23 protein-coding genes are annotated in these 24,340 nt (G+C 68.5%); 19 read left to right on the top strand and 4 right to left on the bottom strand.

All coding sequences use genetic code 11. The annotated features are described in order from the left end of the window. On the top strand, positions 1–781 hold a 781-nt coding region (locus tag SAOR_RS08400), incomplete at its 5' end, for a M20/M25/M40 family metallo-hydrolase (RefSeq protein WP_123631015.1). A gap of 26 nt (positions 782–807) precedes the next feature. Here SAOR_RS08400 and SAOR_RS08395 read toward each other — a convergent pair. Then, complete coding sequence (locus SAOR_RS08395; protein ID WP_123631014.1) at positions 808–2,493, bottom strand: ectoine synthase; 1,686 nt, start codon at positions 2,491–2,493, stop codon at positions 808–810. A gap of 533 nt (positions 2,494–3,026) precedes the next feature. On the opposite strand from SAOR_RS08395, the gene gmk reads away from it, so the two are divergent. The 6 genes from gmk (at position 3,027) to SAOR_RS08365 (ending at position 11,056) form a co-directional block, all read left to right on the top strand. After that, positions 3,027–3,620: a guanylate kinase gene (gmk, locus tag SAOR_RS08390; RefSeq protein WP_245965425.1), complete on the top strand. Its 594-nt coding sequence runs from the start codon at positions 3,027–3,029 to the stop codon at positions 3,618–3,620. Positions 3,621–3,690: 70 nt separating this feature from the next. After that, entirely contained in the window at positions 3,691–4,056 is a 366-nt protein-coding gene (gene rpoZ / locus SAOR_RS17310) for a DNA-directed RNA polymerase subunit omega (RefSeq protein WP_221179926.1), read from the top strand. A gap of 132 nt (positions 4,057–4,188) precedes the next feature. After that, positions 4,189–6,351 (top strand): RelA/SpoT family protein, encoded by a 2,163-nt coding sequence (locus SAOR_RS08380; RefSeq protein ID WP_123631013.1) that lies wholly within the window; start codon positions 4,189–4,191, stop codon positions 6,349–6,351. 242 nt (positions 6,352–6,593) lie between these two features. Further along, on the top strand, positions 6,594–6,989 hold the full coding sequence (locus SAOR_RS08375; protein ID WP_416235846.1) for a RidA family protein: 396 nt from the start codon (positions 6,594–6,596) through the stop codon (positions 6,987–6,989). Next, positions 6,967–9,090: an ATP-dependent DNA helicase RecG gene (recG, locus tag SAOR_RS08370; RefSeq protein WP_123631012.1), complete on the top strand. Its 2,124-nt coding sequence runs from the start codon at positions 6,967–6,969 to the stop codon at positions 9,088–9,090. The genes SAOR_RS08375 and recG overlap by 23 nt, the downstream gene beginning before the upstream one ends. Before the next feature lie 22 nt (positions 9,091–9,112). Then, positions 9,113–11,056, top strand: a complete 1,944-nt coding sequence (locus SAOR_RS08365) for a CASTOR/POLLUX-related putative ion channel (protein WP_123631011.1) — start codon at positions 9,113–9,115, stop codon at positions 11,054–11,056. Positions 11,057–11,134: 78 nt separating this feature from the next. Here SAOR_RS08365 and SAOR_RS08360 read toward each other — a convergent pair whose 3' ends face one another. Continuing rightward, positions 11,135–11,842 (bottom strand): ComF family protein, encoded by a 708-nt coding sequence (locus SAOR_RS08360; RefSeq protein ID WP_123631010.1) that lies wholly within the window; start codon positions 11,840–11,842, stop codon positions 11,135–11,137. Between the two features lie 69 nt (positions 11,843–11,911). On the opposite strand from SAOR_RS08360, the gene bioB reads away from it, so the two are divergent. The 8 genes from bioB to SAOR_RS08320 all read left to right on the top strand — a co-directional run bounded on the left by bioB (position 11,912) and on the right by SAOR_RS08320 (position 20,493). Then, positions 11,912–12,973, top strand: coding sequence for a biotin synthase BioB (bioB, locus tag SAOR_RS08355; protein ID WP_123631009.1), 1,062 nt, complete (start codon positions 11,912–11,914; stop codon positions 12,971–12,973). A 7-nt stretch (positions 12,974–12,980) separates the two neighbouring features. Further along, positions 12,981–14,183 carry an 8-amino-7-oxononanoate synthase gene (bioF, locus tag SAOR_RS08350; protein WP_245965424.1) on the top strand — a complete coding sequence of 401 codons (1,203 nt, stop codon included), beginning with the start codon at positions 12,981–12,983 and terminating at the stop codon, positions 14,181–14,183. Further along, a complete protein-coding gene (bioH, locus tag SAOR_RS08345; RefSeq protein WP_123631008.1) occupies positions 14,180–14,953 on the top strand; it encodes a pimeloyl-ACP methyl ester esterase BioH in 774 nt (257 codons plus the stop codon). The genes bioF and bioH overlap by 4 nt, the downstream gene beginning before the upstream one ends. Before the next feature lie 112 nt (positions 14,954–15,065). Then, a complete protein-coding gene (bioD, locus tag SAOR_RS08340; RefSeq protein WP_123631007.1) occupies positions 15,066–15,743 on the top strand; it encodes a dethiobiotin synthase in 678 nt (225 codons plus the stop codon). 70 nt (positions 15,744–15,813) lie between these two features. Further along, positions 15,814–16,299: a DUF2244 domain-containing protein gene (locus tag SAOR_RS08335; protein ID WP_123631006.1), complete on the top strand. Its 486-nt coding sequence runs from the start codon at positions 15,814–15,816 to the stop codon at positions 16,297–16,299. 46 nt (positions 16,300–16,345) lie between these two features. After that, positions 16,346–17,710, top strand: coding sequence for a cytochrome c oxidase subunit II (gene coxB / locus SAOR_RS08330; protein WP_123631005.1), 1,365 nt, complete (start codon positions 16,346–16,348; stop codon positions 17,708–17,710). Between the two features lie 36 nt (positions 17,711–17,746). After that, the gene (ctaD, locus tag SAOR_RS08325; RefSeq protein ID WP_123631004.1) at positions 17,747–19,375 is read left to right on the top strand and encodes a cytochrome c oxidase subunit I; all 1,629 of its coding nucleotides are present in this window, start codon (positions 17,747–17,749) and stop codon (positions 19,373–19,375) included. Between the two features lie 239 nt (positions 19,376–19,614). Next, positions 19,615–20,493 carry a cytochrome c oxidase subunit 3 gene (locus SAOR_RS08320; protein ID WP_123631003.1) on the top strand — a complete coding sequence of 293 codons (879 nt, stop codon included), beginning with the start codon at positions 19,615–19,617 and terminating at the stop codon, positions 20,491–20,493. Positions 20,494–20,559: 66 nt separating this feature from the next. Here SAOR_RS08320 and SAOR_RS08315 read toward each other — a convergent pair whose 3' ends face one another. Next, on the bottom strand, positions 20,560–20,766 hold the full coding sequence (locus tag SAOR_RS08315) for a twin transmembrane helix small protein (RefSeq protein WP_123590940.1): 207 nt from the start codon (positions 20,764–20,766) through the stop codon (positions 20,560–20,562). On the opposite strand from SAOR_RS08315, the gene SAOR_RS08310 reads away from it, so the two are divergent. From SAOR_RS08310 to cyoE, 4 genes are read left to right on the top strand one after another with little or no spacing between them, the layout of a single operon-like run. Next, on the top strand, positions 20,767–21,507 hold the full coding sequence (locus tag SAOR_RS08310; RefSeq protein WP_123631002.1) for an SURF1 family protein: 741 nt from the start codon (positions 20,767–20,769) through the stop codon (positions 21,505–21,507). Continuing rightward, positions 21,504–22,079 carry a hypothetical protein gene (locus tag SAOR_RS08305; protein ID WP_123631001.1) on the top strand — a complete coding sequence of 192 codons (576 nt, stop codon included), beginning with the start codon at positions 21,504–21,506 and terminating at the stop codon, positions 22,077–22,079. The genes SAOR_RS08310 and SAOR_RS08305 overlap by 4 nt, the downstream gene beginning before the upstream one ends. Positions 22,080–22,087: 8 nt before the next feature. Then, on the top strand, positions 22,088–23,092 hold the full coding sequence (locus SAOR_RS08300) for a COX15/CtaA family protein (protein ID WP_123631000.1): 1,005 nt from the start codon (positions 22,088–22,090) through the stop codon (positions 23,090–23,092). After that, positions 23,085–24,002, top strand: coding sequence for a heme o synthase (gene cyoE, locus SAOR_RS08295; protein ID WP_123630999.1), 918 nt, complete (start codon positions 23,085–23,087; stop codon positions 24,000–24,002). The genes SAOR_RS08300 and cyoE overlap by 8 nt, the downstream gene beginning before the upstream one ends. Here the strand turns inward: cyoE and SAOR_RS08290 are convergent. Next, complete coding sequence (locus SAOR_RS08290) at positions 23,975–24,340, bottom strand: YqcC family protein (RefSeq protein ID WP_123630998.1); 366 nt, start codon at positions 24,338–24,340, stop codon at positions 23,975–23,977. The two genes, cyoE and SAOR_RS08290, sit on opposite strands and share 28 nt — an antisense overlap.

Here is a 24,340-nt window from a genome sequence, read left to right as displayed (position 1 = left end):
GGGCACGCTGGCGGCGATCCGACGCGGCTGGCTCGCGGATGCGGCCATCGTCACCGAGCCGACCTGCCGCAACGGCTCGCCCGAGCTCATCGTGGCCCACGCCGGGGCGATGTCCTGCGTGCTCGAGATCACCGGCCTGTCGGCCCACGCCAGCAAGCGGTTGATGGGCGAGAACGCCCTCGATCACTACCTGGCCGTGCACGCGGTGCTGAGAGAGGGCGAGCGGCGGCTCAATGCCGAAGAGCGGCATCCACTGATGCAGGATCTGAGGCTGCCATATGCGACCAGTGTGGGCACCATTCACGGGGGGACGTGGTCCTCCAGCGTGATGGACCGGCTGGAGGTCGAGGTCCGTATCGGCGTGGCGCTGTCCGAGACCACCGCCGAGGCCAAGGCCCGCTTCGAGCGCACCCTGAGCGAGGGCCTGGCGAGCGATCCTTGGCTGAGCGCGCATCCGCCGCAGGTGCGCTGGCGGGCGGCGGGGTTCGGTTCCGCCGAGACTCGGGGCGATCACCCGCTGGTGGATGCCCTGTGCGCGGCCGGCGAAGCCGTGTTCGGCGCGCAGCCCGCGGTCTCGGCCGCACCCTACGGCTGCGACATGTCGGCCTGGGTGCGTATCGGCGGCGTGCCGACGGTGGTCTATGGCCCCGGCGACATCGAGCAGGCCCACGCGCCCAACGAGTGGGTGTCGCTGGCAACCACCGAAGGGGTCGCGCGCACGCTCGTCCAGGCGACCGCCAGCCTGCTCGCCATGGAGCCGGCCGCCCTGCGCCGTCTGTAACGCGTCGCGACCCGGTACGCCGCGCGCTACTCGGCGAGCGGCGCCAGTTCGAAGTCGAGGATCTCCACCGCCTGTTCGTAGCGGCGCTGCAGCTGGCGCGGCGAACTGGCGCCGATCCACAGCAGCGCCAGGGTGTAGCTGTAGCTGTCCTGATCCATCATCGCGGACAGTCGTTGGCCGGGTTCGGCCATGATCCGGACGACGGTATCGGGCATGAGCCGCTCGATCTCGGCCAGTTGCTCGGCCCCCGGCACGCCGGTGACGACGGCGTCCTGGTACGCTCGAATGAAGAACTTGCCGGCGCAGCTGTATTCGCCGTCGCGATGTGGCAGTCGCGGGCGGGCGCCCAGCGACAGATCGGTGGCGATCTCGTGGTGGGAGGCGCCGTCGACCTTGCGGAACAGCTCGGCGTGCGATTCCGAAATGCGCGGATTGACCTCGAGCAGCCAGATGCGATCGGTGTTGGCATCCCAGAAGAACTCGACGTTGAACGGCGCGTTGTCGTAGCCGATATGCGCCATGAAGGTCTCGATGATGCGCGTCATGCGCTTGCGCACCGCCGCGGGCAGCCGCGAGGGATACTGGTAGCTGGCGAACGAGGAGCCGTTGGGCTCGCGCAGTGAATCCACCGTGCCGTAGACGCGCAGCTTGCCCTTGTGGACATAGCCTTCCTGGGTACACATGCGGCCGCCGATGATCGATTCGGCGATACAGCTGCCCCCGCCGATGCCCGCGACCTCCGGCGGCATCTGCACGCGCGACAGCAGCCGGTCGAAGGGCGCTTCGAAACGGCCGATATGGGCCCGGATCTCGGCGATCGCCTCGGACCAGTCCCGCTCGTTGCGGATCATGAACCCCAGGTACGACGAGAACGACTTGATCGGCTTGACCCAGAACGGAAACTCGAGCCCGAGTGTCGACAGGGCGTCGTTGTCGAACGGATCGAAGGCCGCGAACTGCGGAATATGCTCGGCGATGCACTGCTGCTGCTCGATCCGGCTCCAGTACTTGTGCTCGCACTTGAGCACGGCCTCCAGCGAGGCGGACGGCAGGCCGTATTCGCTGCACAGGATCGGCACCGTGGTGCTCACCGGAAAGTCGATGTAATGGATCAGGCCGTCCACGCGGCCGGGGTAGCGTTCGAGTTCGGCCCGCGCCTTGGTGAGAATGGCGTCGATGTCGTAGTGATCCTGTTCGAGCACGTCCGACGCATCGAGCAGTTTGAGGAAATTGTAGTTCTCGGCGTTGCGGATCGAGCGCAGGCGTCCGAGATTGAAGTCGTTCAGGTTGACCACGAAGACGTTCTTCTTGCGCAGGGCGGGTCGCGCGTCGGCGGCCACCGGGAAGCCGCCCTGGTCGTCCAGCCGCTCGCCGCCGATCAGCGGCGGGGTCACCGTGCAGATCAGACGCAGGTCCGTATGCGCGTGCAGGCGGATCCGGTCGAGCGCCTCCAGGCCGTAGACGGTGCCGGGCGTGATCGGATGACGGCGCCCTTGAACCAGGTCCTCGAGTTCGCCTTCGCCCTCGATGCAGTAGGCCGATTCCAGATGATTCGGATAATCGATCAGCGTGTGGCTGCCGGCGCGCATCAGCGTGTCGTGAAGGGAATAATCGCGGCCGTCGCGGGCCAGCACCAGCCGTCGGCTGGCCCAGTCACCGGTGTCGACGGTGGCTTCCGATTGCGTTATCTCGTCGAGATGTCGAACGAACATCAGTCATCACTCCAGTCGAAACGCGCCTTGCGGCGAATGGGGTAGGGCGGGTACGAGCCCGCATCGGGGTCGCGCGGGACCGGGCTACAGCCGTCTTCCGCGCCGGGAACGCGCTGGCGAAGGACGATCGAGAGTCGGGGGCGCGCATCAGCACCGTATCGGTAGCCCGTGGCAGGACCTGGAGACCAAACGTTGCGGTCGGCCGAAACGGCAACGACGCCACCTTAGTCCTAAAATCACGGGCCGGGAAGTGGAGCCGCCGGCCGAGTGGGGCGAGCGGGCGGAACCGCCCGGTACCGGCACGATCGAGCCGGATGCGGCCGTCACAGGCCCGGATGCCCGGGCCGGGCCGCAATCGCGCGTGCGGCGGGCGGCCTGCTAAGATTCCGCGCCTGACGGCGCAGGCCCTGTCGGATACGGGTCGAGATCATCGCCGCGGTTTGCCACGGGCCTCGCGCCGGGCCGTGGTGCGGACACGTCGCCGCCGCGCCGCCTGCCGGAACACATACAACGCCAGAGCATCGAGTAGCTTCTTGTCCTCGGAATCCTCCAGTACGCCGCGTCGCGGCCAGCTCTACGTCATTTCGGCGCCCTCCGGTGCCGGCAAGACGAGCCTGACCCATGCGCTGATCGATCGACTGGCGCCGCGCGGGCGCACGGTGCGGTTCTCGGTGTCCTACACCACCCGGGCCGCGCGCGCCGGCGAGATCGACGGCGTGGATTATCACTTCGTCAGTATGGACGTCTTCCAGCGCATGATCGCGGCGGGGGCCTTCCTCGAGTACGCGCAGGTCTTCGACCGCTACTACGGCACCGGCGCCGCCGAGACCGAGCGCTGGCTGGCGGCGGGCCATGACGTGGTGCTGGACATCGACTGGCAGGGGGCGCGTCAGGTGCGTGAGCGCGCGCCCGAGGCGGTGACCATCTTCATCGAGCCGCCGTCCCGGGCCGAGCTCGAGCGCCGGCTGCGCGATCGGGCCTCCGACGACGACGCCGCGATCGCCCGCCGTCTGGCGGAGGCCGACGACGAGATGGCACGGGCGCACGAATACGACCATCGCGTAGTCAACGATCACTTCGATGCCGCGCTCGCGGCCCTGGAGCGGATCTTCGCCCCGGCGGCCTGACCCGCTGGGGTAGGCGCGGCGCGTCATAGGCGCTATACTGCACGGTTTACACCCGCGCGCGAGAACACTCATGGCCCGAGTCACCGTCGAAGATTGCCTGGAGCATGTGAACAACAAGTTCGAGCTCGCCAGCATCGCGTCCAAGCGCGCTCGCCAGCTTGCCCGCGGCGCGAACGCGTATCTGCCGTGGGAGGACGACAAGCCGACGGTCCTGGCGCTGCGCGAGATCGCGGCCGGCGAAATCACCATCGCCATTCTCGACGAGCCCGATCTGCCGCCGGTCTCGGCCAGCATGGAGACCCAGCAGCCGCCGGGTCCGAGCCCGGAAGAGCTCGAGGCCGAGGGCGAGACCCGGCTGCGCGCCGAGGAAGCGGCGGAAAGGGCCGATCGGGCCGACAAGGCCGAGGCCCAGGACAAGCCCGACGCCGAGGAATAGCGCCGCGGCCGAGGACGCTCCGGCGTCTCGCGATCGAAAGGGCCGCTGGGAACAGCGGCCCTTTTTCGTTGGCGGCTCGCCCGGCCGGTGCCGATGGTCGCCACGCCGGCGCAATCGCAGTAATCTGGAGGCATGGAGATCACCAGCGGCCTGACGCGCATACAGAGCAAGATCCGGACCTCGCGCATCTCGCGTGAGTTCGGCATCGATGCGCTCGCGGAATATCTCGAGCGCTACCTGTCGGAGCCCACCATCGCTAAGGTGCGGGCGGCCTACGAGTTCGGCGAGCGCCAGCACCGCGGCCAGTTCCGCAAGACCGGCGAGCCCTACATCTATCATCCGCTCGCGGTCGCGCGCATTCTCGCCGAGATGCGCATGGACGCGACCACGCTGATCGCCGCGATCCTGCACGACGTGATCGAGGACACCGACGCCGCGCGCGACGAGGTGTCGCAGCGTTTCGGCGCCGAGGTCGCGCATCTGGTCGACGGCGTGTCCAAGCTCGACCGGGCGCAGTTCCACAGCCGCGAGCAGGCTACCGCCGAGAGTTTCCGCAAGCTCATGCTGGCAATGACGCACGATCTGCGCGTCATCCTCGTCAAGCTGGCCGATCGGCTGCACAACATGCGCACGCTCGCCGGCATGGCGCCGCGCAAACGGGCTCAGATCGCGCGCGAGACGCTCGACATCTATGCGCCGATCGCGCGGCGGCTGGGGATCAACAGCATGCGCGAGGAGCTCGAGGAGCTGGGCTTCGCCAACCTCTATCCGCGCCGCTACGACGTGCTGCGGCGGGCCAGCCGATCGGTGACCGGCGACCGGCGCAGCCTCCTGCGCGAGATCGAGGAGACGCTGTCGCGGGCGCTGGCGGCCGAGGGCATCGGCGCCAACGTGAAGGGCCGGCGCAAGAATCTCTACAGCATCTATCGCAAGATGCGCGAGAAGCACCGGCGTTTCCTCGATGTGTTCGACCTGTATGGCGTGCGCGTGATCGTCGACGCGGTGGACGAGTGCTACCGGGCGCTGGGCATCATCCACCACCAGTACCGCCCGATCACCGAACAGTTCAACGACTTCATCGCCAACCCCAAGCTCAACGGCTATCAGTCGCTGCACACCACCGTGATGGCGCGGGGCGGAATCAAGTTCGAGGTCCAGATCCGCACCCGAGAGATGGACCAGATCGCCGAATCCGGCATCGCCGCGCACTGGCAGTACAAGCTCGGCGACCGGGCCGGCAAGCTGGGTACCCTCGACGCCGAGGAATGGCTCGGGCATCTGGCCGAGATGCACGCCGGCGAGCACGATTCGCTCACGTTCGTCGACAATCTGCGCATGGACCTGTTTCCCGACGAGGTCTATGTCTTCACCCCGCAGGGCCGCATCATCCGGCTGGCCAAGGGCGCGACCTGCGTCGACTTCGCCTATGCCGTGCACACCGAGCTGGGCGACCGCTGCGTGGCGGCCCGCGTCGACGGCAATCTCGCGCCGCTGAACAGCCAGCTCGAATCCGGACAGACGGTCGAGGTCATCACCGCCAAGCACGCCCGTCCGAACGCGGCCTGGCTGCATTTCCTCAAGACCGCCAAGGCGCGCAACGGGGTGCGCAACTTCCTCAAGAATCAGCGCGAGGACAAGGCCCAGCGCCTGGGCGAGCGGCTGCTGGACAAGGCGCTCGCCGATCTCGGCCTGTCCCTGCGCCGGTTATCGCGGTCCGACATCGACCGCGGGCTGGCGGAGATGGAAGAGCCCAGCCTGCCGGCGCTGTACACCGCGATCGGCCTCGGGCGCCGGCTGGCGCCGCTGGTCGCACGGCACTTTCTCGCCAGCGATGCGCCGATCGCGAAGAACCGGCGCGCCAAACCGCTGGCGGTCGAGGGCACCGAGGGGCTGGTGGTCGAGTTCGCCAAGTGCTGCCATCCGGTGCCCGGCGACGCCATCCATGGTCAGGCGAGCGTGGGCCGGGGCCTGGTGGTTCACCGCTTCGGCTGTGCCTACTCGGCTCGCAAGGGCGCCTCGGCGGATCGCGTCGAGCTGACCTGGGCGGACAACGTCAGCGGCGAGTACGACGTCGAACTGCGGGTGACCGCGAGCAACAAGCGCGGCCTGCTCGCCAACCTCACGGCCAAGTTCGCCGACGCCGACTGCAACATCGAACACATCGAGTTCCCCGAGTCCAGCGGCGCCCTCATCACCATCCGTTTTCTGATCGATGTGCGCGATCGACACCATCTGGCCGGCATCATCCGGCGGGTGCGTCGTATCCCGGCAGTGGAGAAGGTCGAGCGTTTCTAAGGCCTGTGAACACCCGATGCGAGCTCGTGCTTGTCCCTTCTGGTCGCACATGAACGATCGACCATGGGTCCGGCGGCGTTGCCCGTCCCGCCGCCCACGATGTCTGATCTCCAATGCGGCGCTCGCATGAAGCGTTAACAGGCCCTGGGCACGTTGCCCGCCCGCCGTGCCGGCTGCAGGGTGCCGGCCGGCGGCCGGCTGTGGGACAATCGAGTACCGCTTTTTTCGACGCCGACGCGATCATGATTCAGCCGATCACCCATCAGATCATCGACACCAAGAGCGCCCCGAGCGCGATCGGGCCGTATTCACAGGCCGTCAAGGCCGGCGATGCGGTCTATATTTCGGGCCAGATCCCGCTCGACCCGGCCAGCGGCGATCTGGTCGACGGCGACATCGACGCCCAGATCGAGCGTGTGTTCGACAATCTGGAGGCGGTGGCCGAGGCCGCGGGCGGATCGCTTGCCCACGTGGTCAAGTTCACGATCTATCTCACCGACATCGACGATTTCCCCCGGGTCAATGCGCTGATGGAGCGCAAGCTGCAAAAGCCCTATCCGGCGCGGGCCGCGGTCGGGGTGGCGGCCCTGCCCAAGGGGGCGCGCGTGGAGGCCGATGCCATCCTCGCGCTCGGCTGAGGCGCCGGCCTCGACCCGCCGTCGGGTAACGCGCGCCGACGACCCCTGCCGGCGCCTGGACGGCGTCGGCCCCAAGCTCGCCGAGCGGCTCGCGGCGCTCGGCATCGAGTGCGTCGGCGACGTGCTGCTGCATCGACCGCTGCGCTACGAGGACCGTAGCGTCGTCACGCCGGTCGCGGCGCTGGTCATGAATCGTGCCGCGCTGGCGGTCGTGCGCGTGGACGCCGCCGAGATCCGGCACGGGCGTCGGCGCAGCCTGCTGGTCAGCTGCAGCGACGGCGACGCGCGCCTGTGGCTGCGATTCTTCCATTTCGCGCCCGCCCAGCAGGCCCGCTTCGCGCCGGGCGTCTGGGTCCGGGTGTTCGGCGAGCCGCGCGCCGGGGTCTACGGCGTGGAGATGGTGCATCCCGAATATCAGATCGTGGCCGATGCGGCCGCGGGCCATGCCATCGAGCCCGAGCTGCGGCCCATCTACCCCACGGCCTCGGGCGTGTCCCAGAAGCGTCTGTTCGACATGACCGGGCAGGCGCTGGCGCTGCTGGATACGCCGGGTTTCTGGCCCGAGGCGCTGCCCGCGGATCTGGTCACGGGGTTCGATGTCCGCGAATCCGCCGCTGCGCTGCGTCGCATCCATCGTCCGGGGCCGGCGGATGATACCGCGGCGCTGGTCGCGGGCAGTCATCCGGCGGTAGCGCGCCTGGCCTTCGAGGAGCTGCTGGGCCATCAGCTGGGCCTGCGCTCGCGTCGGCGCCGGGTCAAGGCCGAGAACGCGCCGCCACTCGGTGACGCCGGCCGCGGGCTCGCGCCGTTGTTCGCCCAGCTCGGCTTCGAGCCCACCGCCGCCCAGCGCCGGGTGATCGGCGAGATGCTCGCCGACATGGCGCTGCGGCATCCGATGCTGCGGCTGATCCAGGGCGATGTCGGCTCGGGCAAGACCGTGGTCGCGGCGGCGGCGGTGCTGACCGCGGTGGAGAACGGCTGGCAGGCGGCGTTCATGGCGCCGACCGAGCTGCTGGCCGAGCAGCACGCGGCGAGTCTGGCGCGCTGGCTGGAGCCGCTCGGCGTCCCGGTCTGGCTGGTCACCGGCAAGCGACGGCGCGACGATGCTCTGGTGGCGACCATCGACGCCGGCACGCCCGGGGTGGCGGTCGGCACCCACGCGCTGTTTCAGGAGGCGCTGACCTTCGGCCGGCTGGGACTGTGCGTGGTCGACGAACAGCACCGCTTCGGGGTGAATCAGCGCCTGGCCCTGCGCAACAAGGCCGATCGCGGCGGGCTGACCGCGCATCAGCTGATCATGACCGCGACCCCCATTCCGCGCACGCTCGCCATGAGCGCCTATGCCGATCTGGACACCTCGGTGATCGACGAGCTGCCGCCCGGGCGCACGCCCGTGGTGACGGTCGCCGTGCCCAACACCCGCCGCGACGAAGTGATTGAGCGCATCGGCCGGGCCGTGGCGGCGGGGCGACAGGTCTACTGGGTGTGCACGCTCATCGAGACCAGCGAGAAGCTCGAGGCCCAGGCCGCCGAGGCCGCGGCGGAGGCGCTGTCGACGTCGCTCGACGGCGTCCGGGTCACGCTCGCCCACGGCCGCATGAAGGCCGAGGCCAAGGCCCGCGCGATGAGCGCCTTCAAGGAGGGCCGCATCGATGTGCTGGTCGCGACCACGGTGATCGAGGTCGGCGTGGACGTGCCCAACGCCTCGCTGATGATCATCGAGAACGCCGAGCGCCTGGGCCTGGCACAGCTGCACCAGCTGCGCGGCCGGGTGGGGCGCGGCTCGGTCGACAGCCACTGCGTGCTGCTCTACCAGCCGCCGCTGTCGGAAACCGCCCGCCGCCGGCTGTCGGCCCTGCGCGAGACCACCGACGGCTTCGCAATCGCGCGCGCCGACCTGGAACTGCGCGGCCCGGGCGAGGTGCTGGGCACGCGTCAGACCGGCGCCGCCGCATTCCGGGTGGCCGACCTCTTGCGCGATGCCGCACTGGCCGAGCGGGCGCTCGCGGTCGCCGACGACGTGCTCGTCTATCATCCGCGCGAGGCCGAGCGGCTGATCGAACGCTGGGCCGGTGCGCGCGACGGCTACGCGCGCGTCTGAACACCGTCACGGGAGCCGCCGCATGCGCCTGATCACGCGTCTGCGCCATCTGATCCAGTTCAAAATCGAGCAGTTCATCCTGCGCGGCGTGGTCTCCCGGCTCATGGTGATCGCGCTGGCCATGGCCCTGATCGCCCTCGGCGCCGGTCTGCTCGTCTACGGCGCCGGTCCGGATGCCGCCTACGACGATCCGGGGGCGGCGGTGTGGTGGGCCTTCCTGCGGCTGACCGATTCCGGCTATCTCGGCGACGACCAGAGCACGCTGCTGCGCAGCGTGTCCACGGTGCTGACGGTGCTGGGCGTGGTGCTGTTCGTGGGCGCGCTCATCGCGACCATGACCCAGTGGCTCAACGACACCATCGAGACGCTGGAGGCCGGTTACACGCCGATCGCCCAGAACAATCACCTGCTCATCCTCGGCTGGAACAACCGCACCGCGCGGATGGTCGAGCAGGTGCTCGCCTCGGAGGGTCGGGTGGCGCGCTTTCTCAGTCGGCACGGCGGCCGGCGCCTGCATATCGTGATTCTGGCCGAGCGCGTCTCCCAGGCCATGGTGCAGGAGCTCAAGGACCGGCTCGGCGCCCGCTACGATCCGCGTCGCATCACGCTGCGCTCGGGTACGCCCCTGCGCGCGGACCACCTCAAGCGGGTCGATTTCGGCCACGCGGCGGCCGTGCTGCTCCCGGGACGGGAGTTCGAGCGCGAGGGTGCGGCGCCCGACGAAGCCACCATCAAGACGCTGATGAGCGCGGCGACCGCCGATGCCGAGACGCTGCCGCTCATGGTCACGGAGATCCTGGACGCCAGCCATCTCGAGACGGCGGGACGAGCCTATCCGGGGCCCGCCGAGTTCATCGGTACCGCCCTGATCGTCAGCCGCCTGCTGGCGCAGAACGCCCGCCACCCCGGCCTGTCCTGGGTCTATAACGAGTTTCTCGACGGCGTCGGCAGCCAGATTTTCGTGCGCGAGTGTCCGAGCCTGGCCGGCGAGCGGCTGGTGGACGTCGCGGCCTGCTTCGAGCGGGCGGTGCTGCTGGGCGCGGCGCGCGACGGGCATCTGGTACCGCTGCACGCGCGTGACGACGATCGCGTGGAGGCCGACGACCGGCTGGCATTCATTGCCGCGAGTTTCGAGGACTGTCGGCCCACCGCGGCGGTGCAGGCGCTGGCGACGCCGGATCCGGTGGCGCGTTCGGCGCGCGCGGCGCGGCGCGCGGGCCACCGGCGGGTGCTGGTGCTGGGCTGGAACCGCAAGGTGCCGGCGCTGCTGGCCGAGTTCGACGCCTACCGGCGGGAGACGGTGGCCCTCGATGTCTTCTCGCAGCTGGCGATCGATGTCCGCAACCGCGAGCTCGAACGCGCGGGCGCGGTGTTCGCGCATGCGGCGGTGCGCCAGCTCGAGGGTGACCTGACGGCCTATCACGACATGGGCCGCCTGGCGCCGGCCGACTACGACACCATCATCCTCGTGGCCAGCGATTGGCTCGGCTCGGCCGAGGCCGCCGATGCGCGCGTGCTCATGGCGTATCTCGTGCTCTCGCGGCTGCTCGAAAGCGCCGACCGGCCGCCGCGGATCCTGGTCGAGACGCTGTCCGCCGACAATGCCGGTCTGTTCGACGCGCCCCACGTCGAATGCCTGATCTCGCCGGATCTGCAGTCGAGCATGCTCACCCAGATCGCGCTGCGTCGCGAGCTGCACTGGGTGATGGAGGAGGTGTTCGGCGCCGGCGGTGCGGAGATCGCCTTTCGCGACGCGCAGGCGCTGGGCGTGGCCGAACGCGGCGTCGGCTTCGCCGCGCTGCAGGCCCAGCGCGCGGCCGAGGACGAGATCCTGCTCGGGGTGATGCGCCGGGCGGGCGGCGCGCCGCGGCTGGAGCTCAACCCCGCCGACAAGCAGGCGGATCTCGAACTGGCGGCCGGCGACGAACTCGTCGTGCTGGCGGTGCCGTCCGCGCCCGCCGCCTGAAGGCCGGGCAATCGGTTGCGCCGGCAATGCGTCTCGCCTCGCACGCCGGTGGCACCCGGGCCGCCGCAGCGGCTCCGCTCAGGCGCGCGCCACGCAGTAGAGCGTGATCCGCTGCGCGCCCGCCCGCCGCAGCGCGTCGGCGAGCGCCGCGGCGGTCCGCGTGGTGGTGACCACATCGTCGACGATGGCCACGTGCGCGGCCGGCGACGGCCCGCGACAGGCGAAGGCGCCGCGCACGTTGGCGGCGCGGCTGCCGGCCGGCAGTTCACGCTGGGGCGGTGTGTCGCGAACGCGTGCCGCGGCGCGCGGGGTCACCGGTCGGTCGAGCGCCTGCGCCAGCCGTTCCGCGATCAGCGTGGCCTGGTTGAAGCCCCGACGGCGCAGACCGGCCGGGTGCAGTGGCACCGGCACGAGCGCGTCGGGCCGTTCGGATTCCGGCGTGGCCCCCGCAATCCGTGTGCCCAGCAGATCGCCGAGCACGCGCGCATGGGCGAGCGCGCCGTTGAATTTGAGCCGGGCGATCAGCCAGCGCGCCGGCTCGTCGTAGTGGAATGCGGCCACGGCGTGCTCGAAGCGGGGCGTCGGCCGACAGTGACGACAGTGCGTGGTCTGCGCATCGCCGGGCAGCGGCAGGGCGCAGCCGGCACAGGCGCGATCCAGCCAGGGCAGCTCGGCCCGACAGCCGCTGCAGATCGCGGGATCCAGCGGTGCCGGGGCGCGACAGAGTACGCAGCGCGGGCCGACGATCGCCGACTGGACGATTTTGCACCAGCGGTCAATTTTCATTTCTGTTCTGATTTGACAGCCGCTCGGCGCTCGCCAAAGCTGTACGGACATTTCACTGCCGATCCTGCCATGTCCGAGACCGCCGCCGCGCACGCGCCGCGCCACGACTGGAGCCACGAGGAAGTCGTCGCCCTGTTCGCGCTGCCCTTCACCGATCTCATCTTCCGCGCCCAGCAGGCGCACCGCGCGCATTTCGATGCCAACGCCGTGCAGCTGTCGACGCTGATGTCGATCAAGACCGGCGCCTGCCCCGAGGACTGCGCCTACTGCCCGCAGAGCGTGCGCTTCGATACCGGCCTGGAGCGCGAAGCGCTGCTGCCGCTGGAACAGGTGCGCGATGCGGCCCGGCGCGCGAAGGGCGCGGGCGCGACCCGTTTCTGCATGGGCGCGGCCTGGCGCAGCCCGAAGGATCGCGATCTGGCGAAGGTCATCGACATGGTGCAGGCGGTCAAGGACGAGGGTCTGGAGACCTGCGTGACCCTGGGCATGCTCAAGGCCCGCCAGGCCGAGCAGCTCAAGGAGGCCGGGCTGGACTACTACAACCACAACCTCGACACCTCGCCGGAATATTACGAGGACATCATCAGCACGCGCACCTACGCCGATCGTCTGGACACGCTCGAACACGTGCGCGAGGCCGGCCTGAAGGTCTGCTGCGGCGGCATCGTCGGCATGGGTGAGGCGCCGGCCGACCGCGCCGAACTGCTGCGCCAGCTGGCCAATCTGCCCGAGCATCCGCAGAGCGTGCCGATCAACAATCTGGTGCAGGTCGAGGGCACGCCGCTGCACGGCGTCGATCCGATCGACGAACTGGATTTCGTGCGCACGATCGCGGTCGCCAAGATCATGATGCCGGCGTCCTATGTACGCCTGTCTGCCGGCCGCGAGGAAATGTCGGAGGCGACCCAGACGCTATGCTTTCTGGCCGGCGCGAACTCGATCTTCTACGGCGATCAGCTGCTGACCACGAGCAACCCCGAGCATCTCAAGGATCTGGCGCTGCTCGACAAGCTCGGCATGGCGCCCGAAGCCTCGCCCAAGTACAGCGATATCGGCCCCACCGAGGCGCCGAGCGCCGACCACGCGCCACAGGCCGAGCGGGCCGCGGCGCGGGCGGCCGAAGCCGGCTGAACACGACGTGAGGCTGGCCGAGCATTGCCGCGAGCGCCTGGCCGAGATCCGCGCCGCCGACCGTTTTCGCCGGCGACGCGTGATCGAGGGTGCCCACGGCCCCGAGGTCGTGGCCGACGGGCGCCGCTGTATCAATTTCTGCAGCAACGACTATCTCGGCCTGGCCGCCGATCCGACGCTGTCGCGTCGGCTGGCCGCGGCCGCGGACGAACTCGGTACCGGCAGCGCGGCCTCGCAGCTGGTCACCGGCCACAACGCCGAGCACGCCGCGCTCGAAGCCGAGCTGGCCGACTGGGTCGGGCGCGAGCGCGCGCTCGTATTCGCCACGGGCTATGCCGCCAATGTCGGCGTGATCAGCGCGCTGATGGGCAAGCGCGATCACATCGTGGCCGATGCGCTCAATCACGCGTCGCTGATCGACGGCGCGCGGCTGTCGGGCGCGGCCAAGCAGGTTTACACCCATGCCAACGCCGGCGCGGCGGACACGGCCCTGCAGGCCTGCGAGGGCGGCCATAGGCTGCTGGTGACCGACAGCGTGTTCTCCATGGACGGCGATACCGCGCCCCTTGCCGCGCTCGCCGACAGCGCGCAGGCGCGCGACGCCTGGCTTGCGGTCGACGATGCGCACGGCCTCGGTGTCTTCGGCCCGGGCGGCGCCGGGCGCGTCGCCGAGGCGGGACTGGGCAGCGACCGCGTGCCGCTGCTGCTGGCCACGCTCGGCAAGTCGGTCGGCGCGGCCGGGGCCTTCGTGGCCGGCGACGACGACGTGATTGAGGCGATCCTGCAGAGCGCGCGTTCGCTGATATTCTCCACCGCGCCGCCGCCGGCCCTGGCCGCGGCGGCGCGCGCCGGTGTGGCGAGCGCGCGCGCCGGCGACGATCGCCGTCGGCATCTGCACGGGCTGATCGCGCGTTTTCGCCGCGGCGCGGCCGAGCTCGACCTGCCGCTTGAGACGTCGGACAGCCCCATTCAGCCGCTGGTGCTGGGCGCCGAGGCGCGAGCGCTGACGCTCAGCGATGCGCTGCTCGCCCGCGGTTATCTGGTCGGGGCGATTCGTCCGCCGACGGTCGCGCCGGGCACGTCGCGCTTGCGCGTCACGCTCACGGCCGGCCACAGTGCGGCCCAGGTGGACGGGCTGCTGGCGGCGCTGTCCGATGCGATTCACGACGGGGCGGCCCGCCGCCGCTGTCCCGCACGAGAGAGTGCATGACGCTGAACATCCGCAGTCAGGGGCACGGCCCCGATGTGGTCTTCCTGCACGGCTGGGGTCTGTCCGGGCGGATCTGGCAGCCGCTGGCCGACCGCCTGTCCGACGTGATGCGCTGCCATCTGGTCGATCTGCCCGGCCACGGCGACAGCCCCGGCGGTTACGCCGGGCTCAATAACTGGGCGGATGCCGTCGCCTCGGGAATCGAACGGCCGGCGGTGGTGGTGGGCTGGTCGCTCGGCGGCCTCGTGGCGCTGGCCATGGCGCGGCGTTGTCCCGATCGGGTGCGCGCGCTCGCGCCGGTAGCGTCGTTGCCGCGCATGGTGCGCGAGCCGGACTGGTCCTGGGGCATGAAGACGAGCGCGATCGAAGCCACTCGCCGCGGTCTGAGCGAGGACTTCTCCACAACGCTCAGCGAGTTTCTGATGCAGCAGGTGCTGGGCGAGCCCGGTGCGGCCCGCGCCGTGCGCAGCCTGCGCAACGATCTCATCGATCGGCCGCCGCAGCGCAGCGCGCTGGAGCGCGGACTCGATATTCTCTTCGAGGCGGATTTCCGCGAAACGCTGTCCGCCATCGATTGCCCGGCGTTGTGGATCGCCGGGGCGCGCGACCGTCTGGCGCATCCGGACGGCGTGGCCTGGGCGGCCGCGCAGATGCCCCGGGGCGAGTGCTGGCGAGTCGAGCGGGCCGCGCATGCACCGTTCGTCTCCCACGAGAAGCGCTTCGCCGAACGCCTGCTGGCGTTCGTCCGGGCCAGCGAGCCGGTGGCGTGAGCGCGCGGATGGCTCGGGGTCGAGACATTGACGCGTCCGGGCGGGGCGTTCGCCGCGCCGATCGCGCGCGGCTGCGCCATTCGCGTCGCGGCCCGCGCGCCGGGCCGGCGACATGACCGCGCGCACGCTGTTCGTCACCGGTACGGATACCGAGGTCGGCAAGACCCGTATCAGCACGGCGCTGCTTCGCGGACTGCGCGGCGCCGGGCAGAGTGCGGTCGGCTACAAGCCTGTCGCCAGCGGCTGCGTGGCCGGCGCCGAGGGGCTGCGCAACGAGGACGCCCTCGCGCTGCAGGCCGCGGGGACGCCGGGCTGGGGCTACGATGCGATCAATCCCTATGCCTTCGGGCCCGCGATCGCGCCCCACATCGCGGCCGCCGACGCCGGCACGACCGTGGACAGGGCGGTGCTCGACGCCGGCCACGACGCGCTGGCCGCCGCCAGCGACTGGGTGGTCGTGGAAGGCGCGGGCGGCTGGTACGTGCCGTTGTCGGATACTCTGGACTTCGCCGACTGGGTCGCCGCGCGCGGCTGGCCGGTGCTGCTGGTCGTCGGCATGCGGCTGGGCTGCGTCAATCACGCGCTGCTGTCCGCGCACGCGATCGCCGCCCGCACGGGCCTGGTTGGCTGGATCGCCAACACACTGCCGCCCGAGCAGCCGCGCCTGGCGGCCAATCTGGCCTGCCTCGAAGCGCGCATGCCGGCGCCTCTGGTGGCGCGGGTGGGCATGGATCCGGCGCCCGACTTCACGCTGAATCCGGCGCTCTGGTTTGCGCGTACATACCCGTAGGGGTATAAAACCCGAAGTTTGCCAGCGGTATAGCGCTTCGCATAAACTCTCGGCCGGAGGATACGGCGGGATGTCGACCGGACTGCACAGCGAACATTCCGTACGACGTCTGGTGATCGCACCGAACGGTTCGATGACCGTGGCTCAGGCGCAATGGTTCTTTCTGGGCATGTGCGTCGTGTCGTTCGGCGTGGCCGGCGTGATGACCGTCTGGGGGCTGTGGCTGATATGGCCGTTCGCCGGACTCGAGATGGCGGCGCTGGGCGCGGGGCTCTATGCGAGTCTGCGGGACAACGGGTATCGCGAAGTGATTTCGGTCTATCCGGATCGCATCGAGGTCGAGGCCGGACGGAACGAACCACAGCGGCGATGGGAGTTTCCGCGACTGCTCACGCAGGTGCGGCTTTCGCCCGGTGTGAATCGAAACAGCCCGAGCCGTCTGCTGCTCACGCGGCACGGCCACGGCTGTGAACTGGGGCGCTGCCTGACCGACGAGGAGCGCGCCGAGGTCGCCGAGCGGCTCAAGTCGTGGGTCACCGCGACCGAGCTGCCGTAGGCCGGACTGGGCGGATATACAGAGAGTGATTATGAAGAAGATCAGCATGCTGTCTCGTTGGGGTCTGGGGGCGCTCGGTGCGCTGGCCATGGCGCCGGCCCACGCCGAATGGACGCTCAACATGGGCCGCGGCGTGACCGATCTGACCGATGACGTCTTCGGTCTGCACATGTTGATCTTCTGGATCTGCGTGGTCATCGGCATCGGCGTTTTCGGCGCGATGCTGTATTCGGTGATCATGCACCGCAAGGCGCGCGGCTTCGAGGCTGCGCACTTCCACGAATCCACGGTCGTCGAGATCGCGTGGACGGTGGTGCCGTTCATCATCCTGATCGCGGTTGCCATTCCCGCTGCCGGCACGCTGCTGCAGATCGAGGACAGCAGCGATCCGGACATGACCATTCGCGTGACCGGCTACCAGTGGCTCTGGGAGTACGACTACGTCGATGAGGACGTGAGCTTCTTCAGCCGGATCGATCGCGAGAGCGATCGTGCACGCCAGCTCGGTTCCGGGATCGACCCGGCGAGCGTCGAGCATTATCTGCGCAACGTCGACAATCCGATGGTCGTGCCGGTCGATACCCGGGTCCGGCTGCTGCTGACGTCCGGCGACGTGATCCACTCCTGGTGGGTGCCCGAGCTCGGCGGCAAGAAGGACGCGATTCCGGGCTACATCAATGACATGTGGTTCAAGGCCAACGAGACCGGCACCTATCGCGGCCAGTGCGCGGAGCTCTGCGGACGCGGTCACGCGTTCATGCCGATCGTGGTGAAGGTGGTGTCCCAGTCCGAGTACGACGACTGGGTCGCGGAGCAGGGCGGCGACGCCGAATCGGAAGGCGAGCTCGCCACCGGCCAGCCCTCGTCGGGCGAGGTCAGCGCCGACGAGGCTACTTCGAGCGAGGAAAGTCCAACCGCCGGCAACGCCACCGAAGGCCGCACCGAGGACGGGCGCGAGGATCAGCCGGAAGAGGCCGAGGAGAGCATCGTCGGCTCGGGTGAAGAGGATGAAGGCAGCGAGCCGGCCACCGGCGACGAGCCGTCCTCGGAGGACACCGGTTCCGGCGACGGGTCGAGCGGCGCTTCGGGCGGCGGCTCGAGCGAGGTCTCGGAGGACGAACTGATGAGCGAAGGCGAGACGGTGTACGCCAATCTCTGTGCGGCCTGTCATCAGCCGGACGGCAGCGGCATGCCCTCGGCCGGCTTCCCGGCCCTCAAGGACGGCGCGATCACCACCGGCCCGGTCGAAGCGCACGTGGCGCAGGTTCTCAACGGCAAGGGCGCGATGCCGCCGTACAGGGGCTCGCTCAGCGATCGCGAGATCGCGGCAGTCGTGACATACGAGCGCAATTCGTTCGGCAACAGTACGGGCGACGTCATCCAGCCGTCCCAGGTTGCCGAGCAGCGATAGCACAGGCCCCGCACGCGGCGGCCCAGGAGATACGCGATGAGCACTGTCAATCCGACCGATACCCATCATCACGACGACCATCACCACGGTCCGGTCACGCTGGCCGACGGTGTGTGGCCGTGGATGAAGCGCTGGATCGGCACGACGAACCACAAGGATCTGGGTACGCTCTACCTGATCTTCTCGTTCACGATGCTGTTCATCGGCGGGCTGATGTCGCTGGTGATCCGAGCCGAGCTGTTCGCGCCGGGCATCCAGTTCGTCGATCCGGCCTTCTACAACGAGATGATCACCCTGCATGCGCTGGTGATGATCTTCGGCGGGGTGATGCCGGCGTTCGTCGGTCTGGCCAACTGGATGGTGCCGATGATGATCGGCTGCTCCGATCTGGCGCTGCCCCGTGTCAATAACTGGGGTTTCTGGATCCTGCCGTTCGCCTTCACTATGCTGCTGGGCACGCTGTTCCTGTCGGGCGGCGGGCCGGCTTCGGGCTGGACGATGTATCCGCCACTGGTCATGCAGACGGGTAACGCGCTGCCGCTGATGGTGTTTGCGCTCCATCTGGCCGGTATCTCGTCGATCACCGGCGCGATCAATATCGTGGTCACCATTCTGAACATGCGTGCGCCGGACATGCCGCTGCTCAAGATGCCGCTGTTCGTCTGGACGTGGTTGATCACCGCCTATCTGCTGATCGCGGTCATGCCGGTACTCGCCGGTGCGGTCACCATGATCCTGACCGACCACTTCTTCGGTACCACGTTCTTCGACGCGGCCGGTGGCGGTGACCCGGTGCTGTTCCAGCATATCTTCTGGTTCTTCGGGCATCCCGAGGTATACATCATGATTCTGCCGGCCTTCGGCATCGTCTCCACGATCATTCCGGCGTTCGCGCGCAAGCCGCTGTTCGGGCATGACTCGATGGTCTATGCCGTGGCCTCGATCGCGTTCCTGTCGTTCATCGTGTGGGCGCACCACATGTTCACGGTGGGCATGCCGGTGTCGGCGGAACTGTTCTTCATGTTCGCGACCATGCTGATCGCGGTGCCCACGGGCGTGAAGGTGTTCAACTGGGTGGCCACGATGTGGCGCGGCTCGATGACGTTCGAAACGCCGATGCTGTTCGCGCTCGGTTTCGTGGTGCTGTTCACGATTGGCGGTTTCTCGGGCCTGATGCTCGCGCTCACGCCGGTGGACTTCCAGTATCACGACTCCTACTTCGTGGTCGCGCATTTCCACTATGTGCTGGTGCCGGGCGCGATCTTCTCGATCATTGCTGCCATCTACTACTGGATTCCCAAGTGGACCGGCGTGATGTACAACGAAAAGCTCGGCCAGTTCCATTTCTGGTGGAGTGCGGTGTGGATCAACGTGCTGTTCTTCCCGCAGCATTTCCTGGGGCTGGCGGGCATGCCGCGCCGTATCCCGGACTACGCGGTCCAGTTCACGGACTTCAACATGGTCTCGTCGGTCGGGGCGTTCATGTTCTTCATCGGGCAGTTCGTGTTCATCTACAACATGATCATGTGCATGCGCGGTTCGGGCACGAAGGCCACGGGCCGGGTCTGGGAAGGCGCGCGCGGTCTCGAGTGGACGGTCGCCTCGCCGGCGCCGTATCACACCTTCGAGACGCCGCCGAAGATCGATCCGCGCGAGATGGCGTGACCGGCGCGACGGGGTTGTATGTCGCCTAAGCGGAAGAACGTGTGGCTGGCCATCGTGCTCGGTGGCATCGCAGTGGGCGTCTATGTCGCCTTCTTCTTCGAGATGGCGGCGCGATAGACAGCGGCGGGGGCGCTCGTCGGGCATGATGGCCTGACGTGGCGCCGGACGGCCGACAGGGATCGAATGGAACCGCCCGCGCGGCGGCTTCGAGGCAGCAGGACAAGCAAGGACAATGTGCTATGGCGACTGAGACCAGCGAACATCACAAGTACTACGTGCCGGAGCCGTCGCCGTGGCCGTTCATGCTCACGGTCTCGCTGTTCTTCATGCTCGGCTCGGGCGCGTTCTGGCTGAACGGCAGCACCACGGTGGCGCCGTACTTCGCCGCGCTCGGGCTCGCGATGACGCTGGTCATGGTCTTCATCTGGTTCCGCGATGTCGTCAACGAGAACCTCGGCGGCGTCTACGGCCATCAGGAAGACATGACGTATCGCTGGGCCATGGGCTGGTTCATCTTCTCCGAGGTGATGTTCTTCGGCGCCTTCTTCGGCGCGCTGTTCTACACCCGCATGATCGCGCTGCCGTGGCTCAACGGCGAGGGCGAAAAGTTCTTCACCAATCTCTATCTCTGGCCGGAGTTCGAAGGGGCCTGGCCGTCGAACGGCCCGGGTAACGTGGGCGGTGATTTCGAGACGGTCAACGCCTGGCATCTGCCCCTGCTGAACACCGTGCTGCTGCTGACCTCCTCGGTGACCGTGACCTGGGCGCACTGGGGTCTCAAGGAGGACAGCCGCTGGAAGCTGTGCACGGGGCTTGCGGCGACGGTGCTTCTGGGCGCGGTATTCCTGTATTACCAGGGTCTGGAGTACGTCGAGGCTTACCAGCATCTGGGGCTGACGCTGGGCTCGGGGATCTACGGCTCGACCTTTTTCCTGCTCACCGGCTTCCACGGCATGCACGTCACGCTCGGCACGCTGATGCTGTTCATCATCCTGCTGCGCTGTCTGAAGGGCCACTTCAGTTCCCACGACCACTTCGGATTCGAAGCGGTCGCGTGGTACTGGCACTTCGTGGACGTGGTCTGGCTCGGGCTGTTCATCTTCGTCTACATACTCTGACGCGGACCGAGCGTCGGCGCTCGGTCGTCGATCGGCCCGCCCGCCCGGTGGCGGGCCGGGCACTGATCACTGCCCGAGATTGTGCGGCTGGACGATGCCGGCGTAGTAGCCGAGCACGAGCAGTCCGATCAGCACGAACGACAGGATGATCCGCCAAGTCAATGCCTTGACCACGCGTCGCTCGTCGCCCGTGTCGCGTACAAGGAACACGAGCCCGGAGCCCAGGGCGATAACGATGGCGAGCATGAAGGCGACGACGATGATCTTGATCATATGCGAGTAGGGCGGTATCGGTTCGCACCCCCGTGGTGGGGTGTGCTGGTGCTGATCCTCGTCGCGGGTGCCCTGTGCGGTCTAGGTGTCTGGCAGATCGATCGCGGCGAGACGAAACAGGCGATGCTAGCGCAACGCGCTGCAGCGAGCCAATCGGCGCCGACGCCGCTGGCCCGCGAACTGGGTGACGACGCCTCGGCGCGCGCCGCCCATGGCCAACACTATACGTTGACGGGCCGCGTGGATGCGTCGCATCAGTTGCTGTTCGACAATCAGGTCTTCGAGGGGCGTGTGGGCTATCGTGTCTGGACCCCGGTGGTGCTGGAGGACGGGCGGCGGGTGCTGGTCGATCGCGGCTGGGTGCCGCTCGGGCCGGGCGGCCGGAGTCAGCCGCCGGATCCTGAGGCGCCAACCGGCACGGTCACCTTCAGCGGGCGCTGGCGCGACCTGCCCGAAGCGGGCATGCGGCTGGGCGACGGCGGCGCCTGTGAACAGCGCGGCTGGCCTCGTGTGCTCAATTACCCAACGATCGCGCAGGTGCGTTGTCAATATGACGGGCCGGTAGCCGCGGGTCTGCTGCTCATGGCCGAGGATGCGCCCGGCGGTTTCGCGCGCGACTGGGACAGTCAGCTCTCCCGCATGCCGCCGGTGCGTCACTACGGTTATGCGACCCAGTGGTTCGCCATGGCCCTGGCCGTTCTCGCGATCTTCGTGATCGTCAACCTCAAGCGAGTCCGATGAAGTCACAAAACATCGCACGCCTCAAACTCATCGGCGTGTTCATGATCTTCCTGCTGCCGCTGGCGACCGCCTATCTGCTCTACTACGGGTTGTCCTACGGCGGCCCCGGTACCAACGACGGCAACCTCATCGACCCGGCCGAGCCGCTGCCGGAGCTGACGCTGCACGCAGCGGACGGCGAGTCGATGCCGAGCCTGCGGCTGCTGGAGCAGGACTGGACGATCCTTCAGGTGGCACCGGACGGCTGCGGGGACGCCTGCCGCCGGAGCCTCGAAGAGACGCGTCAGATCCGGGCGCTCCTGCATCGCCGTTCGACGCGCGTGCAGCGCGTGCTGCTGGTCGGCGACTCGCCGATGCCCGAATTCGAGGAGCAGCCCGATCTGGAGGTCTACCGCAGCGAGGATGCCGGGGCGTGGATGCAGCTGTTTGAGGCGGCCGACGCGGGCGCTGCAGGAACGGTATACCTGGTCGATCCGCTCGGCAACTGGATGCTCTATTATCCGCCGGACGGTAACGGCGCGGCGCTGTTCGACGACATCAAGCACCTGCTCAAACTCTCCCATATCGGTTAGGTTGCTCGATGTCGCGTTTCCAGCTGAATCTGCTCACCCTGTGTCTAGCCTTCGTGGTCATCACGCTGGGCGCCTTCGTGCGGCTCTCGGACGCGGGCCTGGGCTGTCCGGACTGGCCCGGCTGCTACGGGCATCTGGACGTGCCCACTGAGGCCGCCGATGTCGCCGCCGCCAATGCGCGCTTTTCCGAGCGGCCCGTCGAGGCGCCCAAGGCCTGGAAGGAGATGATCCACCGTTATGCCGCCGGGGCGCTGGGCCTTCTGATCCTGCTCATGGCGCTGGCCGCACTCCGGCGCAGCGGTGATCCGCACCAGCAGCGCGTGCTGCCCTGGGTGCTGCTCGTGCTCGTGATATTCCAGGCCCTGCTTGGCATGTGGACGGTCACGCTGCTGCTCAAGCCGTTGATCGTGACCGCCCACCTGCTCGGCGGCATGGCCACGTTCGCGCTGCTGGGCTGGTGCCTGTTCCGCGCCGGCCCGCTGTTCGCCGGCTGGGCGGCGACGGCGCGACGCGGGCTGCGCGTGGCGGCCGCGGCGGCGCTGGTGCTGCTCGTCGGGCAGATATTCCTCGGCGCCTGGACGTCGACCAACTACGCCGCGCTCGCCTGTCCGGATTTTCCGACCTGTCAGACCTACTGGTGGCCGCCGACGGATTTCTCCACGGCGTTCACGCTCTGGCACGGGCTGGGTATCAACTACGAATACGGCATTCTGGAGAGCACGCCGCGGGCGACGATCCACTGGACGCATCGCCTCGGTGCGATCGTGATCGCGATCGTGATGCTCGCGCTCGCCGCCGGGCTCTGGCGGGCGGGCCGCGTGGACGGGCGCTGGCGCGGGCTCGCCGGCACGCTGGCGGCCGCACTCGCGCTCCAGGTCGCGCTCGGCATCTCGGTGGTCGAGTTCCACCTGCCGCTGTCGGTGGCGGTCGCCCACAACGGCGGGGCGGCCCTGTTACTATTGACGCTCGTGGCCATCAATCACGCCGTGTGGAGCGCGCGTCGTCATGTCTAGCTCGTGGAGCGCCGTTGCCGATCGCCAGACGCTGTCACAGCGGCTGACGGACTACTACGAGCTGTGCAAGCCGCGGGTGGTGCTGCTGATCGTGTTCACCGCGATGGTGGGCATGTTTCTCGCCACGCCGGGCATGGTGCCGCTGGACGCCTTCCTGTTCGGCACGCTCGGAATCGGCCTGATGGCGGCCTCCGCCGCGGCCGTCAATCAGATGCTGGACCGCAAGGCCGACGGCCGCATGGCCCGGACCCGAGGCCGGCCCCTGGTCACCGGCAACCTCGACATGGCGCAGTCGGCCCGCTTTGCCGCGGCCATCGGTGCCCTGGGCATGGCCACGCTTCTGTTTCTGGTCAACCCGTTGACGGCGTGGCTGACGCTGGTGACGCTGATCGGTTACGCCGGTATCTACACCGTCTACCTCAAGCGCGCCACCCCGCAGAACATCGTCATCGGCGGGGCTGCGGGGGCCGCGCCGCCGGTGCTGGGCTGGGCGGCGGTGACCGGCAGCGTGCATCCGCATGCGCTCATTCTGTTCCTGATCATCTTCATCTGGACGCCGCCGCATTTCTGGGCGTTGGCGATCGAGCGGCACCGGGAATACGCCGAGGTGGACATCCCGATGCTGCCGGTCACGCACGGGCTGGAATACACGCGAACGCAGGTGCTGCTCTATACCGTGCTGCTGTTCCTGGTGTCACTGTTGCCGTTCGCCACCGGCATGAGCGGGCCGCTGTATCTGCTCAGTGCCGTGCTGCTGTCCGGCTGGTTCCTGGTGTACGCCGTTCGGCTGAAATACGTGCCGAAACCGGGCCTGGCGATGCGCACCTTCGGCTATTCGATCCTCTATCTGATGGCGATCTTCACCGCGCTGCTGGTGGACCACTACGTGCCGGCGGTGTTCGGCATCTGAGGCGGCCCACCGGTCTCGATCAGGCGATCGAAGGCCTGCAGCTGGGCCACGATCGCCGGGGCGCCCGATACCTCCGCCAGGGCCTCACGGCCCATGACCGCGATACCGCTCGCGGCAGGGAGGGCGCGGTCGTTCTCGATGATCAGCCGCATTCGCGGCAGGAACACGAACTGGAGCCATTCGCTGAACATCAGCGTGTCGGCGCAGAAGGGGGTTCGGCTGGCCATGGCGGCCGGTGTCGGTGCCCGCTCGTGCCATAGGTCCGCCGCGCGCAGGGCATGTTCCAGTGCAAGGAGGATGTCGGCTGCCGCATGCAGCGGCCCGCGGTCGGCGTTCAT

Origin of the sequence: Salinisphaera orenii subsp. orenii MK-B5, from assembly GCF_003788635.1 — a bacterium.
GTDB lineage: Bacteria > Pseudomonadota > Gammaproteobacteria > Nevskiales > Salinisphaeraceae > Salinisphaera > Salinisphaera orenii.
Note: the sequence above shows the minus strand (reverse complement) of the source record. Positions and strands in the feature narration are given on the sequence as shown.

Bases quoted from the DNA above. Each gene is read 5' to 3' on its own strand.
- SAOR_RS08300 (WP_123631000.1), top strand. From the start codon at position 22,088: ATGTCGCGTTTCCAGCTGAATCTGCTCACCCTGTGTCTAGCCTTCGTG.
- ctaD (WP_123631004.1), top strand. From the start codon at position 17,747: ATGAGCACTGTCAATCCGACCGATACCCATCATCACGACGACCATCAC.
- SAOR_RS08360 (WP_123631010.1), bottom strand. From the start codon at position 11,842: ATGAAAATTGACCGCTGGTGCAAAATCGTCCAGTCGGCGATCGTCGGC.
- coxB (WP_123631005.1), top strand. From the start codon at position 16,346: ATGCTGTCTCGTTGGGGTCTGGGGGCGCTCGGTGCGCTGGCCATGGCG.
- SAOR_RS08395 (WP_123631014.1), bottom strand. From the start codon at position 2,493: ATGTTCGTTCGACATCTCGACGAGATAACGCAATCGGAAGCCACCGTC.
- rpoZ (WP_221179926.1), top strand. From the start codon at position 3,691: ATGGCCCGAGTCACCGTCGAAGATTGCCTGGAGCATGTGAACAACAAG.
- SAOR_RS08320 (WP_123631003.1), top strand. From the start codon at position 19,615: ATGGCGACTGAGACCAGCGAACATCACAAGTACTACGTGCCGGAGCCG.
- SAOR_RS08290 (WP_123630998.1), bottom strand. From the start codon at position 24,340: ATGAACGCCGACCGCGGGCCGCTGCATGCGGCAGCCGACATCCTCCTT.
- SAOR_RS08365 (WP_123631011.1), top strand. From the start codon at position 9,113: ATGCGCCTGATCACGCGTCTGCGCCATCTGATCCAGTTCAAAATCGAG.
- SAOR_RS08335 (WP_123631006.1), top strand. From the start codon at position 15,814: ATGTCGACCGGACTGCACAGCGAACATTCCGTACGACGTCTGGTGATC.
- bioB (WP_123631009.1), top strand. From the start codon at position 11,912: ATGTCCGAGACCGCCGCCGCGCACGCGCCGCGCCACGACTGGAGCCAC.
- SAOR_RS08305 (WP_123631001.1), top strand. From the start codon at position 21,504: ATGAAGTCACAAAACATCGCACGCCTCAAACTCATCGGCGTGTTCATG.
- cyoE (WP_123630999.1), top strand. From the start codon at position 23,085: ATGTCTAGCTCGTGGAGCGCCGTTGCCGATCGCCAGACGCTGTCACAG.
- bioD (WP_123631007.1), top strand. From the start codon at position 15,066: ATGACCGCGCGCACGCTGTTCGTCACCGGTACGGATACCGAGGTCGGC.
- SAOR_RS08380 (WP_123631013.1), top strand. From the start codon at position 4,189: ATGGAGATCACCAGCGGCCTGACGCGCATACAGAGCAAGATCCGGACC.
- SAOR_RS08315 (WP_123590940.1), bottom strand. From the start codon at position 20,766: ATGATCAAGATCATCGTCGTCGCCTTCATGCTCGCCATCGTTATCGCC.
- recG (WP_123631012.1), top strand. From the start codon at position 6,967: ATGCCATCCTCGCGCTCGGCTGAGGCGCCGGCCTCGACCCGCCGTCGG.
- SAOR_RS08375 (WP_416235846.1), top strand. From the start codon at position 6,594: ATGATTCAGCCGATCACCCATCAGATCATCGACACCAAGAGCGCCCCG.
- bioH (WP_123631008.1), top strand. From the start codon at position 14,180: ATGACGCTGAACATCCGCAGTCAGGGGCACGGCCCCGATGTGGTCTTC.
- SAOR_RS08310 (WP_123631002.1), top strand. From the start codon at position 20,767: ATGCGAGTAGGGCGGTATCGGTTCGCACCCCCGTGGTGGGGTGTGCTG.